Below are 16,705 nucleotides of genomic sequence, written 5' to 3'. Positions count from 1 at the left end.
CGGGAACGAACTCGGACGGCCTTGGCTCAGGCGGCCTTCGACGCGGCCGCCCACCACAGGCGGACTTCCTTGCGCACATCCGACGGCCGCAGCTCCCACCCCTGCGCGAGCGCGACCTCGGCGACGTACCAGGCGCCGATGCCCCGGTAGGCCCGCAGCGGTATCGCGCACTCGGCCGGCGGCCGCGGCTTGTTCTTCTTGACCGGAGCCGAGGCCCGGGCGGTCCGCTTCGCGACCGCCTTGTCCACGCGCGCCTTGTAGTACTCGGCATCTCCCTCATGCCGCAGCTCCGGCCAGGTCACGCACCAGGAGGCCAGCCGCCCGACCTTGTTCATCGTCACGTCCATGACGCGGAGGTAGCCCCGTTCGAGTCTGTCGCTGAACGCCGTGACCACTTCGCCGACGACGAGAAACGCGGCCAGCACCGCCGCCCACAGCACACACACCACCGGAAACCACACCACACTCCCGGCGAACCGCAGGGCCAACTGCCATCTCGGCCGGACCGGTTGAGCTGCCCAGGTCGCCGGATCCACGTACACGTCCATGACAAGGAATCCTGCCCTAGACATGAAGCGGGCCGGGCGGGTGCCCCCGCCCGGCCCGGACTACCTCCACACGAGCTCTACTTGGTCACCGCGTCCAGCGCGTCCGCGATGCCCCAGCCGTAGAAGCCGTTGCGGTTCTTGGAGCCCTCGCACACCGCGTCGACCTTGCCGTCGGCGTCGATGTCGTACGGGTCCGTGCACGGCGTGGCGTCGGCCTCGGCGTACAGCAGGGCCTTCACCAGGGCCGGAGAGGCGTACGGGTGCGTCGACTTGATGAGGGCGGCGACGCCCGCGACGTGCGGGGACGCCATCGACGTACCGGCCATGTAGCCCCACTTGCCGCCCGGCAGCGTGCCCAGGATGAGGCCGCTCGTGGCCGGCGCGTCCGGCTTCTGGTAGGCGGTCGAGTCGCCGCCCGGGGCGGCTATGTCGATGACGCCCAGCCCGTGGTTGGAGAAGGACGACTTGATGCCCTTCGCGCCCGTCGCCGCGACCGTGACGACACCCGGCAACTGGGTCGGGATGTCGAGGCACTTCGACGGGTCGACGACCCGGTCGCCCGGCGTGGTGTCGTTCGGCGAGGACGGGTCGGTTATCTCGTCGGAGGCCAGGTCGTAGTTCTCGTTGCCGGCCGCCGCGACGTTGACCGCGCCCTTCTTCTCCGCGTACCGCGAGGCCCGGCCGACCGCGTCCAGCAGCGCCTTCTGGTCCGGGTCGTTCTTGCAGTTGAAGTACCAGGGGTCGGTGTAATAGCTGTTGTTCGTCACGTCGACCCCGTGCTCGGCCGCCCACACGAAGCCGCACACCACGGCCTCCGTGTAGAAGAAGCCGTCCGGGTTGGACACCTTGATGCCGGAGACCTTCACGCCGGGCGCGACACCGGTCATGCCGACGCCGTTCTTCGCGGCGGCGATCTCACCCGCCACGTGCGTCCCGTGCGGGCTCTCCGCGGCGCCCGGCCGCCAGGCCCCGTCGGACGTGTCGGGCTTGCCCGAGACACAGTTGACCGACGCGCCCCGGTCGAAGTTGGGCGCGATGTCGGGGTGGGTGTCGTCGACACCGGTGTCGATCACGGCGACCGTGACCTTCTTGCTGCCCAGCGACTTCTCGTGCGCCTTGTCCGCCTTGATGGCGGGCAGGTCCCACTGCTGCGGCTCCAGCGGGTCCTGCCCGGCCGGGGCCTTGGCCCGGGCGACCTCGGCCGCGCTCAACGCCTTCGGCGTGCCCAGGTCGCCCGTCGACGCCGACGGCAGCGGCTTGGTGCGGGTGGCACCGGCCGACTGCACCCCGCGCACCGTGCGGATCGTCTTGGCGAAGTCGGGGTTCGAGGAGTGGACGACGATGACGCCGATCTGGTCGTACGACGTCACGATCGTGCCCCCGGCCTTGCCGACGGCCTTCTTCACGTACGCCGAAGTGCCGTGGCCCGGCTTGACGTTGACGACGTAGCTGAGCGAGGTCGCGTCGGCCGAGACCGGCGCGGGCGCCTCGTCGGCGGCCGTGGCCGTGGTGTTCGGCAGGAACGCGAGGGCCGTGGCCATGGCCATCCCGGCCGGGATCGCGACGGCGCGGCGGTAGCGCGCGTGCGGCGCAGTCATGCTTTCTCCAGTTCGTTCACGGTACGGGCGATCTGTGCGGAAGGTCTGGGAAACGCGCGTCACTTGACGGCGCGCAGCGCGTTGACGATGCCGTACCCGTAGAAGCCGTTGACGCGCTTGCCGCCCTCGCACACCGCGTCCTGCGTGCCGTCACCGTCCTGGTCGTACGCCTCGGGGCAGGCCGTCCGGTCGGCCTGTGCCTTCAGCAGGTCCTGGAGCTGGGCCGGGGACGCCCACGGGTGCTTGGACTTCAGCAGCGCGGCGACGGCGGAGGCGTGCGGGGAGGCCATCGAGGTGCCCTGGAGGAAGCCGTACGCGCCGTTCGGCAGCGTGGACAGGATGCGGCCGTCCTTCGAGGGCGTGTCGGGTATCTGGTAGCGCCGGTCGCCGCCCGGCGCCGCGACGTCGACGACGCCCTCGCCGTACGTCGAGAAGTACGACTTCACGTTGTCGACGCCCGTCGAGCTCACCGTGACGACACCCGGCAGCTGGTTCGGCACGTCGAAGCACTCGTGCGGGTCGATGGTGCGCTCGACGGGGGTGGAGTCGTCCGGGCTGGAGTCGTCGACGATCGCGTCCGAGGCCAGGTCGTGGTTGGAGTTGCCGGCCGCGGCGACGTTGAGCGTGCCCTTCTTCTGGGCGTACAGCTGGGCCCTGTTGACCGCGTCGACGATGGCGCGCTGGTCGGGGTCGTCCATGCAGTTGTAGAGCCACGGATCGGTGTAGTAGCTGTTGTTCGTGACCTCGACGCCGTGGTCGGCGGCGAACACGAAGGCGCACACCACGCTCTCCGGGTAGAAGAGACCGTTCGCCCGGTCGGTCACGTTGATGCTGGAGACCTTCACACCAGGTGCGACGCCGGCCACGCCGATTCCGTTGCGCGCGGCGGCGATCTCACCCGCGACATGTGTGCCGTGGTAGTCCTCGGCGGTGTACGGCCGCCAGGCGCCCTCGCTGGTGTCGGGCTTGCCGCCCGCACAGTTGGCGGACTGGGACGCGGAGAAGTTCGGGGCGATGTCGGGGTGGGTGTCGTCCACGCCGGTGTCGATCACGGCGACGGTCACCTTGCGGCTGCCCGGATTGATCCGCGCGGCCTTGTCGGCGCCGATCGCGCGCAGGTCCCACTGGTCGGCCTCGAGGGGCTCGCTCTCGGGCGTCTTCGCCGAGGCGGCCTCGGCGCGCTTCGCCTGAGCGGCCGTCAGGTACTCGACCGCACCCTCCTCCTTCGTCCCCGCGGCCGCCAGGGGCGTCGTACGCGTCGCACCCGCCGACTGGACCCCGCGGGCCTTGCGGATGGTCGTGGCGAAGCCGGCGTTCGAGGAATGGACGACGATCACGCCGATCCGCTCGTACGTGGCCACGACCGAGCCGCCGGCCTCCCCGATCGCCTTCTTCACCGACGCGATCGTGTGACGGTCCACCTTGGTGTTGACGACGTACGCCAGTTGCGGCGCGTCCGCCGTCCGGGCGGCCGACTCCGCCTGCGGGGCCGCCGACGCGGCGGCGGGCAGGAAGCCCAGCGAGGCCGTCAGGGACAGCACGACGGGCACGGCGAGGGCGAGCCGGCGTCTGGAACGCAAGTGAGACATGGGGTCTCCACATCCTGGAAACGAAACCGGCCCGAGGCACAGGTGGTGCTCGGGCAGGTACATGACGAGGTGGTGCAGGGCGAAGCTATCCCGCGCTCTCGCTGCCAGCAACGTTTTGCCGAAACGACTTCGGAAAGAACGCCGCGCGGTTGAACCGGTTCTCGCGTGCCGCCGTGACGTTGGACAAGGAGGGCGAGGACACTCGCCTCCGTCCCTGTTCACAACCGCTTCCGTCATCGCGAGGAGACTCTCCGTGGCCACCGACGCACCGCCCCCCTCGAAAGAGCAACACAAACTCCCCTCACCCGAGGAGTTCAGCGAGGTGCAGGAGAGCGCGGAGTTCGGTGAACTGCGCCGCTCCTACCGCTCCTTCGCCTTCCCGCTGACCGTCGCCTTCATCGCCTGGTACCTGCTGTACGTCCTGCTGTCGAACTACGCGGGCGGCTTCATGGGCACCAAGCTGTTCGGCAACATCAACGTCGCCCTGATCCTCGGCGTCGCCCAGTTCGTCACCACGTTCCTCATCGCCTGGTGGTACTCGCGGCACGCCGCCGCGAAGCTCGACCCCAAGGCCGAGGCCATCAAGTCCCGGATGGAGGGCGGCGCATGAGCCCCGCACAGCAGACCCTTCTCGCCGCGAACGAGGCCAGCGAGCACCGCCCGCTGATCATCACCCTGTTCGCGCTGTTCGTCCTCGCCACCCTCGGCATCACCATCTGGGCGGGCCGCCAGACCAAGGACGCCGCCGACTTCTACGCGGGCGGACGCCAGTTCAGCGCCTTCCAGAACGGCCTCGCCGTCTCCGGCGACTACATGTCGGCCGCGTCGTTCCTCGGCATCGCCGGCGCGATCGCCATCTTCGGCTACGACGGCTTCCTCTACTCCATCGGCTTCCTGGTCGCCTGGCTGGTCGCCCTGCTCCTGGTGGCCGAGCCGCTGCGCAACTCCGGCCGCTACACCATGGGCGACGTGCTCGCGTACCGCATGCGCCAGCGCCCGGTCCGCACCGCCGCCGGTACCTCCACGATCGTCGTGTCGATCTTCTACCTGCTGGCCCAGATGGCCGGCGCCGGCGTCCTCGTCTCGCTGCTGCTCGGCATCACCTCCGACGCCGGCAAGATCCTGATCGTCGCCCTCGTCGGCGTCCTGATGATCGTCTACGTCTCCATTGGCGGTATGAAGGGCACCACCTGGGTCCAGATGGTCAAGGCCGTGCTGCTGATCGGCGGCACGATCCTGATCACGTTCCTGGTGCTGCTGAAGTTCAACTTCAACATCTCCGAGCTGCTCGGCACGGCCGCCGAGAACAGCGGCAAGGGTGCCGCCTTCCTGGAGCCCGGCCTCCAGTACGGCATGACCGGCACCTCCAAGCTGGACTTCATCTCCCTCGGCATCGCCCTGGTGCTCGGCACCGCCGGCCTGCCGCACATCCTGATCCGCTTCTACACGGTGCCCGACGCCAAGGCCGCCCGTAAGTCCGTGAACTGGGCCATCGGCATCATCGGCGGCTTCTACCTGATGACGATCGCGCTCGGCTTCGGCGCCGCCGCGCTCATCTCGCAGGAGGAGATCATCGCGTCCAACCCGTCCGGCAACACGGCGGCACCCCTGCTCGCCCTGCACCTGGGCGGTGTCGACTCGACCTGGGGCGCGATCCTGCTCGCCACGATCTCGGCGGTGGCCTTCGCGACGATCCTCGCCGTCGTCGCCGGCCTCACCCTCGCCTCGTCGTCGTCCTTCGCGCACGACATCTACGCCAACGTCATCCGCAAGGGGAAGGCCTCCGGCGCCGAGGAGGTCCGCGCGGCCCGCTGGGCGACCCTCTTCATCGGCATCGTCTCCATCGGCCTGGGCGCCCTGGCCCGCGACCTGAACGTGGCCGGCCTGGTCGCGCTCGCCTTCGCCGTCGCGGCCTCCGCCAACCTGCCGACGATCCTCTACAGCCTGTTCTGGAAGCGGTTCACCACCCAGGGCGCCCTGTGGTCGATCTACGGCGGCCTGATCGTCGCCGTCGGCCTGGTGCTGTTCTCGCCCGTCGTCTCCGGCGACCCGAAGGCGATGTTCCCCGAGGTCGACTTCGCCTGGTTCCCGCTGAAGAACCCGGGCATCATCTCCATCCCGTTCGGCTTCCTCATGGGCTGGCTCGGCACGGTCCTGTCCAAGGAAGAACCGGACGTCAAGAAGTACGCCGAGCTGGAGGTCCGGTCCCTGACCGGCACCGGCGCCCACTGAGCACCAACCCCCTCGCGCGGCCGCGTCGTAGGAACCTCCAGGTCCCTGCGACGCGGCCGCGTCCCGCGTCATGGGATCGGGCCTGTGGGGATGTCAGTGGGGTCACGTAGGCTCTCTGGTGTCGGAGAAGAAGTGCTCCGGGCACGATCCGCGTCGAGGGAGGGGGCCCACGTGCTCATCGACACCTACGGCCGAGTGGCCACCGACCTGAGGGTCTCACTGACCGACCGGTGCAACCTGCGCTGTACGTACTGCATGCCCGAGGAGGGCCTGCAGTGGCTGGCCAAGCCGGACTTGCTCACGGATGACGAGATCGTCCGCCTGATCGACATCGCGGTCACCTCCCTCGGCATCGAGGAGGTCCGCTTCACCGGCGGCGAGCCCCTGCTGCGCCCCGGCCTGGTCGGCATCGTCGAGCGCGTCGCGGCGCTCGAACCGCGCCCGCAGATGTCCCTCACGACCAACGGCATCGGCCTCAAGCGCACGGCGGCGGCGCTGAAGGCGGCAGGCCTGGACCGGGTCAACGTCTCCCTCGACACGCTCAGGCCGGACGTCTTCAAGACCCTCACCCGCCGCGACCGCCACAAGGACGTCATCGAGGGCCTGCACGCCGCGCGCGACGCGGGCCTCACCCCGGTCAAGGTCAACTCGGTCCTGATGCCGGGGCTCAACGACGACGAGGCCCCCGACCTGCTGGCCTGGGCCGTGGAGCACGACTACGAGCTGCGCTTCATCGAGCAGATGCCCCTGGACGCCCAGCACGGCTGGAAGCGCGACGGCATGATCACGGCAGGCGACATCCTGACCTCCCTGCGCACGCGCTTCGAGCTGACCCCCGAGGGCGAGGAAGCACGCGGCTCGGCACCGGCGGAGCGCTGGCTGGTCGACGGCGGCCCGCATGTCGTCGGCGTGATCGCCTCCGTCACCCGCCCCTTCTGCGCGGCCTGCGACCGCACCCGCCTCACGGCCGACGGACAGATCCGCACATGCCTGTTCGCCCAGGAGGAGACCGACCTGCGCGCCGCCCTGCGCTCGGGCGCCCCGGACGAGGAGATCGCCCGCATCTGGCGCCTGGCGATGTGGGGCAAGAAGGCGGGAGCGGGCCTGGACGACCCGACGTTCGTGCAGCCGGACCGGCCGATGTCGGCGATCGGGGGCTGAGGGACCTCAGCGGTCGGTCTCTTCCCACTCCTCGAGAAGAACCACGTCCTTCAAAAATCCCCGCACCCCGAGGAACTGCGACAGATGCTCGCGATGGTCCTCACAGGCCAGCCACGTCTTGCGCCGCTCCGGCGTATGGATCTTCGGGTTGTTCCACGCCAGCACCCACACGGCATCCGTACGGCAGCCCTTCGCGGAACAGATGGGCGTCTCGTCACTCACAGATTCGTCTCACCACTGCACACAGAAAAGGCGACGCCGAGCAGCCACGGGGGGAGCTGCCCGGCGTCGGTCCGTCGCTCCGACGGGGGATGCGGAGCGCGTACGAAGTATGTCACGGGTAACCCCGAGCCCGGCACTGGAACAACATGATTGATCTGAGCTTTTCTTGAGCTTGGCGGGAAGGTGACGTGCGTCCGTGACCCGCCCCCGAGCGCTCCTACCGCTCCTGCGACTCGGCCCGCGCCCCCGGCACCGTCCCGGACACGGCGTCTTCCGCGACGGATTCCGCGGGGCCGTCCTGCGCCTCCGGCGGCGCGATCATCGGCCGCACCGGCGGCACCACGAACGTGGACGGCAGGGACGGCGCGTTCTCGCGCCCGGCGTTCGCGATCACCACCGCGATGTACGGCAGCACCAGCCCGAGCACCAACGCCACGACGGCGACGTGCCGTTCGACGTTCCACAGTGTGGCCGCGAGAATCACGGAGATCGTGCGGACCGTCATCGAGATCACGTACCGCCGCTGCCGCCCGCGGACGTCCTCCTGAAGCCCTGCCCGGGCGCCGGTGATCCGGAAAACCTGGACGTGTCCGCCGCCATGCTGCTTCCGCATCGCATTCCACCATCCGCCCGTATCGCACTCTCCCCGCCCCGTAGCCGCCCTCGGCCGGTCGGGGACCCTGCCCAGGGCAGCTTCCACGTTACGCCGCGTCTGCGTCGGCTACGAGACCGGGGCCGGTCCGGCCCGGGCGAACGGCCTGGCCCGTGCTGTGTAGGGCCATCCCCGGCATGCGGCGTAGGGCACCTGGGCCGACACTGGGCGTAGTGCTCACGTCGAGCCGTACGAGGAGGCAGCGATGGGCTGGTTGTGGGCGATCATCGTGGGACTGGTACTCGGTCTGCTCGCCAAGGCGATCATTCCGGGCAAGCAGCACATCCCCCTGTGGCTGACCGTCATCCTGGGCATCATCGGCGGCATCGCCGGCAACGTGATCGCCCGGGCGGCCGGTGTCGACGCCACAGCGGGCATCGACTGGTGGCGGCATGTCTTCCAACTGGCGATGGCGATCATCCTCGTCGGTCTCGGCGACCGGGCCTGGACGGCGGTCAGGGGAGACAGGCGAAGGGCTTAACGAGGCAGACGAGAGCATGAACGGGGCAACAGGCGAAGGGGGGCGGCCTCCGGCACCGGAGACCGCCCCCCTTCCTCACGTCCTCGCGCGCTCAGGCGCCCGTGACCTCCACCGCCGCCAGGTTCTTCTTGCCCCGGCGCAGCACGAGCCAGCGGCCGTGCAGCAGGTCCTCCTTGGCGGGGACCGCGTCCTCGGCGGCGACCTTGACGTTGTTCACGTAGGCACCGCCCTCCTTGACCGTGCGCCGCGCGGCCGACTTGCTGGCCACCAGGCCGACCTCGGCGAATAGGTCGACGGCCGGGCCGAGCTCGGCGACCTGGATGTGCGGCACCTCCGACAGGGCCGCGGCCAGCGTCCGCTCGTCGAGCTCCGCCAGCTCGCCCTGCCCGAAGAGGGCCTTGGACGCGGCGATCACGGCGGCCGTCTGGTCCGCGCCGTGCACCAGCGTCGTCAGCTCCTCGGCCAGCGCACGCTGCGCGGCACGGGCGTGCGGACGCTCCTCGGTCTGCTTCTCCAGCTCCTGAAGCTCCTCGCGGGAGCGGAAGGACAGGATGCGCATGTACGTGGAGATGTCCCGGTCGTCCACGTTCAGCCAGAACTGGTAGAACGCGTACGGCGTCGTCATCTCCGGGTCGAGCCAGACGGCGCCGCCCTCGGTCTTGCCGAACTTGGTGCCGTCCGCCTTGGTCATCAGCGGCGTCGCCATGGCGTGCACCGAGGCGTCCGGCTCCAGCCGGTGGATCAGGTCCAGGCCCGCCGTGAGGTTGCCCCACTGGTCGCTGCCGCCCTGCTGGAGCGTGCAGCCGTACCTCCGGTAGAGCTGGAGGAAGTCCATGCCCTGGAGGAGCTGGTAGCTGAACTCCGTGTAGCTGATGCCCTCGGAGGACTCCAGGCGCCGGGCGACGGAGTCCTTGGTCAGCATCTTGTTGACACGGAAGTGCTTGCCGATGTCCCGGAGGAACTCGATCGCGGAGAGGTTCTCCGTCCAGTCGAGGTTGTTGACCATGACGGCCGCGTTCTCGCCCTCGAAGGAGAGGAACGGCTCGATCTGGCCGCGCAGCTTGTCGACCCAGCCGCGGACCGTCTCCGGGTCGTTCAGCGTGCGCTCCGCCGTCGGACGCGGGTCGCCGATCAGGCCCGTGGCCCCGCCGACCAGCGCCAGCGGCCGGTGACCGGCCTGCTGGAGCCGGCGCACGGTCAGCACCTGCACCAGGTGCCCCACGTGCAGCGACGGCGCCGTCGGGTCGAAGCCGCAATAGAACGTGACGGGACCGTCCGCGAGCGCCTTGCGCAAAGCGTCCTCGTCAGTGGACAGGGCGAACAGCCCGCGCCACTTCAGCTCGTCGACGATGTCCGTCACGGTTCTCGTGTCTCCTTGATGATCTTCGGGCAGTCGGGTGACAGCCGACTACGAGGTTATACGCCCTGACTGACAGAGCTCATATTGAAATCCGGGACGCGCAGCGCGGGCATCGCGGCCCTGGTGAACCAGTCGCTCCACTCCCTGGGCAGGGTCTTCTCGGTGCGCCCGGCCTCCGTGGCCCGGCCGAGGACACCGACCGGCGACTCGTTGAACCGGAAGTTGTTCACCTCGCCGGTCACCTCGCCGTTCTCGACCAGGTAGACGCCGTCCCGGGTCAGACCCGTGAGCAGCAGCGTCGCCGGATCGACCTCCCGGATGTACCACAGGCAGGTCAGCAGCAGCCCGCGCTCGGTGTTCGCGACCATCTCCTCCAGGGAGCGGTCCTCGCCCCCGTCCAGGATCAGGTTCTCGATCCCCGGCGCCACCGGCAGCCCGGTCAGCCCGGCACTGTGCCTGCTGGTCGTCAGGTGCCGCAGCTCGCCCCGGCTCATCCACTCGGTGGCCGCGAGCGGCAGCCCGTTGTCGAACACCGACTGGTCGCCCCCCGAGGAGTGCGCGATCACGAAGGGCGCCGACTCCAGACCGGGCTCGTCCGGGTCGCTGCGCAGGGTCAGTGGCAGATCGGTCAGCTTCTCGCCGACCCGCGTGCCGCCGCCCGGCTTGGAGAACACCGTGCGGCCCTCCGTCGCGTCCCGGCCCGACGCCGACCACATCTGGTAGATCAGCAGGTCCGCGACGGCCGTCGGCGGCAGCAGCGTCTCGTACCGGCCCGCGGGCAGCTCCACACGCCGCTCGGCCCACCCGAGGCGCACGGCCAGCTCCGCGTCCAGCGCCGCCGGGTCGACGTCCTTGAAGTCCCGGGTGGAACGACCGGCCCAGGCGGACCGGGTCCGGTCCGGCGACTTGGCGTTCAGCTCCAGCGTCCCGTTCGGCTGGTCGTGCCGCAGCCGCAGCCCCGTGGACGTCCCCACATACGTCGACACCAACTCGTGGTTGGCGAAGCCGTACAGCTCCCGGCCGCCCGCACGCGCGCGTGCGAAGGCCTCGCCGAGCGCCGGAGCGAAGTCGGCGAACACGGCGGAGGAGGTCTCGGCGGGCGCCTCCGTGAACTCCGGCGCCTGCGCCACACCCGTGACCAGCGGCTGCGCGTCCTCGGCGGGCCCGGCGCCGCGCGCGGCGGCCTCGGCGGCCCGCACCAGGGGCTCCAGCTCGTCGGCCGTCACGGCGGACCGCGACACGACCCCCGAGGCCGTGCCCTCCTTGCCGTCGACCGTGGCGACGACGGTGAGCGTGCGTCCGCGCGTGACCCCGTTCGTGGTCAGCGCGTTGCCCGCCCAGCGCAGGTTGGCGGTGGACTGCTCGTCGGCGATGACGACACACCCGTCCGCCCGGGACAGTTCGAGGGCGCGCTCGACGACCTCGTGCGGCTTGCTGGTACGGGGGCTCATCGACCGGCCTCCTGGGTCGTGTTCAGAATGTTGACGCCCTTGAAGAGGGCCGACGGGCAGCCGTGCGACACGGCCGCGACCTGGCCCGGCTGGGCCTTGCCGCAGTTGAAGGCGCCGCCCAGGACATAGGTCTGCGGACCGCCCACCGCGGCCATCGAGCCCCAGAAGTCGGTCGTCGTCGCCTGGTAGGCCACGTCCCGCAGCTGCCCGGCGAGCCGCCCGTTCTCGATCCGGTAGAAACGCTGCCCGGTGAACTGGAAGTTGTACCTCTGCATGTCGATCGACCAGGACCGGTCGCCGACGACGTAGATGCCCCGCTCCACGCTCCCGATGAGGTCCTCGGTGGACATCCCAGCCGGGTCCGGCCGCAACGACACGTTGGCCATGCGCTGCACCGGCACGTGCCCGGGGGAGTCGGCGTAGGCGCAGCCGTTGGACCGCGCGAAGCCGGTCAGTCGCGCGATCCGCCGGTCCAGCTGGTAGCCGACGAGCGTGCCGTCCTTCACCAGGTCCCAGGACTGCCCGGCGACGCCCTCGTCGTCGTACCCGATGGTGGCGAGCCCGTGCTCGGCGGTGCGGTCGCCGGTGACGTTCATCAGCTCCGAGCCGTACCGCAGCTTGTTCAGCTGGTCGAAGGTCGCGAAGGAGGTGCCGGCGTAGGCGGCCTCGTAACCGAGCGCCCGGTCCAGCTCGGTGGCGTGCCCGATGGACTCGTGGATGGTCAGCCACAGGTTGGACGGGTCGACGACCAGGTCGTACAGGCCCGCCTGGACGCTCGGCGCCCGCATCTTCTCGGCGAGCAGTTCCGGGATCTGCTCCAGCTCGCTCTCCCAGTCCCAGCCGGTGCCCCGCAGATACTCCCAGCCGCGTCCCACGGGCGGCGCGAGGGTGCGCATCGAGTCGAACTCGCCGCTCGACTCGTCCACCGACACGGCGTTGAACACCGGATGCAGCCGCACCCGCTGCTGCGTGGTCACGGTCCCGGCGGTGTCGGCATAGAACTTGTTCTCGTGGACGGTGAGCAGCGAGGCGTCCACATGGTCGACCCCGGCGGCAGCCAGCAGCCGCGCGCTCCAGTCCCCGATCAGCCCGGCCTTCTCCTCGTCGGGCACGGTGAACGGATCGATCTCGTACGACGAGATCCAGGTCTTGTCGGCGTGCACCGGCTCGTCGGCCAGCTCCACCCGCTCGTCCGACCCGGCCGCCTTGATCACTTGTGCCGAGAGCTTCGCCATGGCCACCGCCTGGGAGGCCACCTTTGCGGCGGCGTCAAGAGTGAGATCCACCCCCGAGGCGAAACCCCACGTACCGCCGTGCACGACGCGCACCGCGTACCCGAGGTCGGTGGTGTCCGACGACCCGGCGGGCTTGGCGTCCCGGAACCGCCAGGAGGCGCTGCGCACCCGCTCGAACCGGAAGTCCGCGTGCTCGGCGCCCAACGCACGCGCGCGTGCGAGGGCGGCGTCGGCGAGGGCGCGTAGGGGGAGGGCCGTGAAGGCCTCGTCGATGGTATGAGGCACCGCCGTCTCTTTCTGTCGAGGTGAGGGTGGTCGCCGTACTTCGTGACTGCTCCGATCATGTCGTCTCGGCCCGCGCGCGGGCCACGAGTTTCCCGACCCGGTCGCGCGGGTTTCTGTAGGGACCCGACAGTGAGTCCCGTACGCCACTGTCGGTGCCCGATTGTCCGCGGGCGTGCCCGGACCGATAGGTTTTCGGGGAAGCCGCCTGTCATCGCCGCCTGTCGTCCAGGCGCCCGGGCGGGGTATCAGACCGCTACCGAAAGGGTGATCCGTTGAGCCGCTCGGTTCTCGTCACCGGAGGCAACCGGGGCATCGGCCTCGCCATCGCCCGTGCTTTCGCCGATGCCGGCGACAAGGTCGCCATCACGTACCGCTCGGGTGAGCCCCCGGCGGCCCTGACAGATCTGGGCTGCCTTGCCGTCAAGTGCGACATCACCGACGCCGAGCAGGTGGAGCAGGCCTACAAGGAGATCGAGGAGGCCCACGGCCCCGTCGAGGTCCTCGTCGCCAACGCCGGTGTCACCAAGGACCAGCTCCTGATGCGCATGTCCGAGGAGGACTTCACGTCCGTCCTCGACACCAACCTCACCGGCACCTTCCGTGTGGTCAAGCGCGCCAACCGCGGCATGCTGCGCGCCAAGAAGGGCCGCGTCGTCCTGATCTCGTCGGTCGTCGGGCTGCTCGGCTCCGCGGGGCAGGCCAACTACGCCGCCTCCAAGGCCGGCCTCGTCGGCTTCGCGCGCTCCCTCGCCCGTGAGCTGGGCTCGCGGAACATCACCTTCAACGTCGTCGCGCCCGGCTTCGTCGAGACCGACATGACCGCTGTGCTCTCCGACGAGCAGCGCGCCGGCATCGTGAAGCAGGTCCCGCTCGGCCGGTACGCGCAGCCGGAGGAGATCGCCGCGACGGTGCGGTTCCTCGCCTCGGACGACGCCTCGTACATCACTGGAGCCGTCATCCCTGTTGACGGCGGACTGGGAATGGGTCACTGATCACCATGAGCGGAATTCTCGAGGGCAAGCGCGTCCTGATCACCGGTGTGCTGACGGAGGCCTCCATCGCCTTCCACGCCGCCAAGCTGGCCCAGGAACAGGGCGCCGAGGTCATCCTCACGGCGTTCCCGCGGCCCACGCTGACCGAGCGCATCGCCAAGAAGCTCCCCAAGCCCGTCAAGGTCATCGAGCTCGACGTGACCAACGACGAGCACCTCGGGCGCCTGGCCGACATCGTCGGCGAGGAGCTCGGCGGCCTCGACGGCGTCGTCCACTCCATCGGCTTCGCCCCGCAGGACGCCCTCGGCGGCAACTTCCTCAACACGCCGTTCGAGTCGGTCGCCACGGCCATGCACGTCTCGGCGTACTCCCTGAAGTCGCTCACCATGGCCTGCCTGCCGCTGATGCAGAACGGCGGCTCCGTCGTGGGTCTGACCTTCGACGCGCAGTTCGCCTGGCCGCAGTACGACTGGATGGGCCCGGCCAAGGCCGCCCTGGAGGCCACCAGCCGCTACATGGCGCGTGACCTGGGCAAGCAGAACATCCGCTGCAACCTGATCTCGGCCGGCCCGCTCGGCTCCATGGCCGCCAAGTCCATCCCGGGCTTCAGCGAGCTGGCCTCCGTGTGGGACAACCGCTCCCCGCTGGAGTGGGACCTGAAGGACCCCGAGCCGGCCGGCCGCGGGGTCGTCGCGCTGCTGAGCGACTGGTTCCCGAAGACCACCGGCGAGATCATCCACGTGGACGGCGGTCTGCACGCCATCGGAGCCTGATCCCGCGTACGGAGCCTGATCTCCCGTACGGAGCCTGATCTCCCGTACGTCGTCGGCGCCCCGTTTCCCCGCAGCGCGCGGGGAGCGGGGCGTCACCCGTTCGGCTCATCCGGCCGGGCGGAGGAGGCGCACAACTGGGCACCCTGGAGTACGCGTTCACCACGCGAGCCCCTCCCCAGCACGGCCGAGGAGGTCCCCTTGTGCGCTTGTCCCGCCGAACGGCCTCACTGTCCCTCGCCGTCGCCCTCGTCCTGACCCTGGCGTACGAAGCGGTGTCCCACGCGCGCGTGCCCGCCGGCGAGCACGAGTCGGCCGCCCCCTTCGGTGCCGCGTGCCGGATCCGCGTCACCGGCTCCAAGGTGACCGTGTACTGCCACAATCCGTACCCCGAGGCCGACCGCGTGAGCCTGCACGTCGAGTGCGCCCGCTGGTGGGACATCGACACCGACAGCTCCCCGGTGGAGGCCGGGCCCGCGCAGACCGTGCGGCTGACGGGACGCTGCTGGAAGGAAGTCGGCGACGTGTGGATCAGTCACCGGCGGGCGGGCTGAACCCGCCCAGGCGGCACAGGAACGGATAGCGAGCGGCCTCCGCCGCCGCCTGCGCCGCGTCGCCCGTGCGGATCGCGTCGAGCAGCCGCGCGTGCTCCATGTACGTCTCCGGCGTCAGCTCCTCGCCGACGTCCTCGCGCAGCCAGTCCCGCAGCACCTCGCCCAGGTCCGCGTACATGGCCGTCATCACGTCGTTGTGCGAGGCGGACACCACGGCCAGGTGGAAGGTGGCGTCCGCCGTCACGAACGCCTCCGCGTCACCGGACTCCCAGGCCTCCTCACGCCGCAGCAGCAGCGCGTCGAGCTGCTTGAGGTCCTTCTCCGTACGCCGCTCAGCGGCCAGCCTGGCCGCGGCCGACTCCAGCGTGGACCGCAGCTCGGCGATGTGCCGGGGGTCGGCGCCGGCGAACCGCCGCTGCATCACCCCCGCCAGCTCACTCGTCGCCACGACATAGGTGCCGGAGCCCTGGCGGATGTCCAGCAGGCCGTTGTGCGACAGGGCGCGGACGGCCTCGCGGACCGTGTTGCGGGCGACACCCAGCTGCTCGACCAGTTCGGGCTCGGTCGGGATGCGGGAGCCGACCGGCCACTCGCCGGAGGTGATCTGGGCCCGCAGGGCGGCGATGACCTGCTCGGAGAGCGCCGAACGTCGGGGATGGCTCAGGGGCATGGCACACCTTCGCACGACCGGGGCGCCGGAGCGTGCCCCGGGAGGGAACCGAGTGGACAGTCAATCATCCTATGATTCTATGATGGGCCTCATGGCTAGCGAGGAAACCCGGACGATGACGCCCCCGACCGTACGCAGTTCGGCCGTGCACGAGGCCCGGGAACCCGGCGGCTCCGCCACGCGCGCGTGGACGATGCGGCTGCTCGTCCTCGGCATCGTGCTGTCCGCGCTGAACCTCCGCCCCGCCATCACCAGCCTCGGCGCCCTCCTGGAGGAGGTCCGCGACGGGCTCGGCATGAGCGGCAGCGTGGCCGGGCTGCTCACCTCCGTGCCGCCGCTGTGCTTCGCCGTCTTCGGCGTCATGGCCCCGCGGCTCGCCCGCCGCTTCGGAGCCGGCGCCGTGGTGTGCGCCGGCATGGCCGCCATCGCCACCGGCCTGGCGATCCGGCCGTACGCCGGCGGCACGGCCGGCTTCCTGGCCGCCAGCGCCCTCGCCCTCATGGGCATCGCGGTCAGCAACGTCCTGATGCCGGTCATCGTCAAGCACTGGTTCCCCGACCGCGTCGGCTCCATGACCGGCCTGTACTCCATGGCGCTCGCCCTGGGCACGGCCCTCGCGGCAGCGGTCACGGTGCCCCTGACCGACGCCCTGGGCGGCAGCTGGCAGTCGGGCCTCGCCCTGTGGGCGGGGCTGGCCGTGGCGGCCGTCCTGCCGTGGCTGCCGTTCGTACGGGGGCGTGCGGCGGGTACGGCGGCGTCCGGGCCGGGGGAGCGGGCCGGAGTCGCGTCCGGGCCGGGGGAGCGGTCCGTGAGCCCGGAGACCGACGGCGACCGGCCGGTGCGGGACCCGGAGGCGGACGGCGACCGGCCGATGCGGGACCGCGAGACCGACGGCGACCGGCCGG

17 protein-coding genes are annotated in these 16,705 nt (G+C 70.4%); 8 read left to right on the top strand and 9 right to left on the bottom strand.

Annotation, left to right across the window (positions count from 1 at the left end):
- Positions 1-26: 26 nt before the first annotated feature.
- The 3 genes from CCL05_RS16165 to CCL05_RS16155 all read right to left on the bottom strand — a co-directional run bounded on the left by CCL05_RS16165 (position 27) and on the right by CCL05_RS16155 (position 3,735).
- Positions 27-548, bottom strand: a complete 522-nt coding sequence (locus CCL05_RS16165) for a hypothetical protein (protein WP_086561208.1) — start codon at positions 546-548, stop codon at positions 27-29.
- A 77-nt stretch (positions 549-625) separates the two neighbouring features.
- On the bottom strand, positions 626-2,146 hold the full coding sequence (locus CCL05_RS16160) for a S8 family peptidase (protein WP_086561207.1): 1,521 nt from the start codon (positions 2,144-2,146) through the stop codon (positions 626-628).
- Positions 2,147-2,205: 59 nt separating this feature from the next.
- Positions 2,206-3,735 (bottom strand): S8 family peptidase, encoded by a 1,530-nt coding sequence (locus tag CCL05_RS16155; protein ID WP_086561206.1) that lies wholly within the window; start codon positions 3,733-3,735, stop codon positions 2,206-2,208.
- A 253-nt stretch (positions 3,736-3,988) separates the two neighbouring features.
- Between CCL05_RS16155 and CCL05_RS16150 the strand changes: the two genes are divergently transcribed.
- The 3 genes from CCL05_RS16150 (at position 3,989) to moaA (ending at position 7,128) form a co-directional block, all read left to right on the top strand.
- Positions 3,989-4,345, top strand: coding sequence for a DUF485 domain-containing protein (locus CCL05_RS16150; RefSeq protein ID WP_086561205.1), 357 nt, complete (start codon positions 3,989-3,991; stop codon positions 4,343-4,345).
- Positions 4,342-5,967 carry a solute symporter family protein gene (locus CCL05_RS16145; protein WP_086561204.1) on the top strand — a complete coding sequence of 542 codons (1,626 nt, stop codon included), beginning with the start codon at positions 4,342-4,344 and terminating at the stop codon, positions 5,965-5,967. Before CCL05_RS16150 ends, CCL05_RS16145 begins: the two co-directional genes overlap by 4 nt.
- 171 nt (positions 5,968-6,138) lie before the next feature.
- Positions 6,139-7,128, top strand: coding sequence for a GTP 3',8-cyclase MoaA (gene moaA, locus CCL05_RS16140; RefSeq protein ID WP_244204293.1), 990 nt, complete (start codon positions 6,139-6,141; stop codon positions 7,126-7,128).
- A 6-nt stretch (positions 7,129-7,134) separates the two neighbouring features.
- On the opposite strand, the gene CCL05_RS16135 is transcribed toward moaA, so the two are convergent.
- Positions 7,135-7,350 carry a hypothetical protein gene (locus CCL05_RS16135; protein ID WP_086561202.1) on the bottom strand — a complete coding sequence of 72 codons (216 nt, stop codon included), beginning with the start codon at positions 7,348-7,350 and terminating at the stop codon, positions 7,135-7,137.
- Positions 7,351-7,567: 217 nt separating this feature from the next.
- A complete protein-coding gene (locus tag CCL05_RS16130) occupies positions 7,568-7,963 on the bottom strand; it encodes a DUF3099 domain-containing protein (RefSeq protein WP_086561201.1) in 396 nt (131 codons plus the stop codon).
- Between the two features lie 244 nt (positions 7,964-8,207).
- On the opposite strand from CCL05_RS16130, the gene CCL05_RS16125 reads away from it, so the two are divergent.
- Entirely contained in the window at positions 8,208-8,483 is a 276-nt protein-coding gene (locus CCL05_RS16125) for a GlsB/YeaQ/YmgE family stress response membrane protein (protein ID WP_086561200.1), read from the top strand.
- A 91-nt stretch (positions 8,484-8,574) separates the two neighbouring features.
- Here CCL05_RS16125 and tyrS read toward each other — a convergent pair whose 3' ends face one another.
- The 3 genes from tyrS to CCL05_RS16110 are packed head-to-tail and all read right to left on the bottom strand — an operon-like array spanning position 8,575 to position 12,814.
- Positions 8,575-9,843, bottom strand: a complete 1,269-nt coding sequence (gene tyrS / locus CCL05_RS16120; RefSeq protein WP_086561199.1) for a tyrosine--tRNA ligase — start codon at positions 9,841-9,843, stop codon at positions 8,575-8,577.
- A 56-nt stretch (positions 9,844-9,899) separates the two neighbouring features.
- On the bottom strand, positions 9,900-11,294 hold the full coding sequence (locus tag CCL05_RS16115; protein ID WP_086561198.1) for a metallopeptidase TldD-related protein: 1,395 nt from the start codon (positions 11,292-11,294) through the stop codon (positions 9,900-9,902).
- Positions 11,291-12,814: a TldD/PmbA family protein gene (locus tag CCL05_RS16110; RefSeq protein ID WP_086561197.1), complete on the bottom strand. Its 1,524-nt coding sequence runs from the start codon at positions 12,812-12,814 to the stop codon at positions 11,291-11,293. Before CCL05_RS16110 ends, CCL05_RS16115 begins: the two co-directional genes overlap by 4 nt.
- A 272-nt stretch (positions 12,815-13,086) precedes the next feature.
- Here CCL05_RS16110 and fabG point away from each other — a divergent pair, with 272 nt between their 5' ends.
- The 3 genes from fabG to CCL05_RS16095 all read left to right on the top strand — a co-directional run bounded on the left by fabG (position 13,087) and on the right by CCL05_RS16095 (position 15,130).
- The gene (gene fabG / locus CCL05_RS16105) at positions 13,087-13,806 is read left to right on the top strand and encodes a 3-oxoacyl-[acyl-carrier-protein] reductase (RefSeq protein WP_086561196.1); all 720 of its coding nucleotides are present in this window, start codon (positions 13,087-13,089) and stop codon (positions 13,804-13,806) included.
- 5 nt (positions 13,807-13,811) lie between these two features.
- The gene (gene fabI, locus CCL05_RS16100) at positions 13,812-14,579 is read left to right on the top strand and encodes an enoyl-ACP reductase FabI (protein WP_086561195.1); all 768 of its coding nucleotides are present in this window, start codon (positions 13,812-13,814) and stop codon (positions 14,577-14,579) included.
- Between the two features lie 200 nt (positions 14,580-14,779).
- Positions 14,780-15,130 (top strand): hypothetical protein, encoded by a 351-nt coding sequence (locus tag CCL05_RS16095; protein WP_086561194.1) that lies wholly within the window; start codon positions 14,780-14,782, stop codon positions 15,128-15,130.
- On the opposite strand, the gene CCL05_RS16090 is transcribed toward CCL05_RS16095, so the two are convergent.
- A complete protein-coding gene (locus CCL05_RS16090) occupies positions 15,108-15,800 on the bottom strand; it encodes a FadR/GntR family transcriptional regulator (RefSeq protein ID WP_086561193.1) in 693 nt (230 codons plus the stop codon). The two genes, CCL05_RS16095 and CCL05_RS16090, sit on opposite strands and share 23 nt — an antisense overlap.
- Before the next feature lie 79 nt (positions 15,801-15,879).
- On the opposite strand from CCL05_RS16090, the gene CCL05_RS16085 reads away from it, so the two are divergent.
- Positions 15,880-16,705, top strand: an 826-nt coding sequence (locus tag CCL05_RS16085) for an MFS transporter (protein WP_244204292.1), incomplete at its 3' end; no start/stop codon positions are given.

The sequence above is a fragment of the Streptomyces africanus genome (assembly GCF_002150735.1).
In the GTDB taxonomy this organism is placed as follows: Bacteria; Actinomycetota; Actinomycetes; order Streptomycetales; family Streptomycetaceae; genus Streptomyces; species Streptomyces africanus.
The sequence above is the reverse complement of the archived record's forward strand: the minus strand, read 5'-3'. Positions and strand labels throughout refer to the sequence as shown.

Coding starts and splice junctions, on each gene's coding strand:
- CCL05_RS16165 (WP_086561208.1), bottom strand. CDS start 548: ATGGACGTGTACGTGGATCCGGCGACCTGGGCAGCTCAACCGGTCCGG.
- CCL05_RS16160 (WP_086561207.1), bottom strand. CDS start 2,146: ATGACTGCGCCGCACGCGCGCTACCGCCGCGCCGTCGCGATCCCGGCC.
- CCL05_RS16155 (WP_086561206.1), bottom strand. CDS start 3,735: ATGTCTCACTTGCGTTCCAGACGCCGGCTCGCCCTCGCCGTGCCCGTC.
- CCL05_RS16145 (WP_086561204.1), top strand. CDS start 4,342: ATGAGCCCCGCACAGCAGACCCTTCTCGCCGCGAACGAGGCCAGCGAG.
- CCL05_RS16130 (WP_086561201.1), bottom strand. CDS start 7,963: ATGCGGAAGCAGCATGGCGGCGGACACGTCCAGGTTTTCCGGATCACC.
- CCL05_RS16125 (WP_086561200.1), top strand. CDS start 8,208: ATGGGCTGGTTGTGGGCGATCATCGTGGGACTGGTACTCGGTCTGCTC.
- CCL05_RS16115 (WP_086561198.1), bottom strand. CDS start 11,294: ATGAGCCCCCGTACCAGCAAGCCGCACGAGGTCGTCGAGCGCGCCCTC.
- fabI (WP_086561195.1), top strand. CDS start 13,812: ATGAGCGGAATTCTCGAGGGCAAGCGCGTCCTGATCACCGGTGTGCTG.
- CCL05_RS16090 (WP_086561193.1), bottom strand. CDS start 15,800: ATGCCCCTGAGCCATCCCCGACGTTCGGCGCTCTCCGAGCAGGTCATC.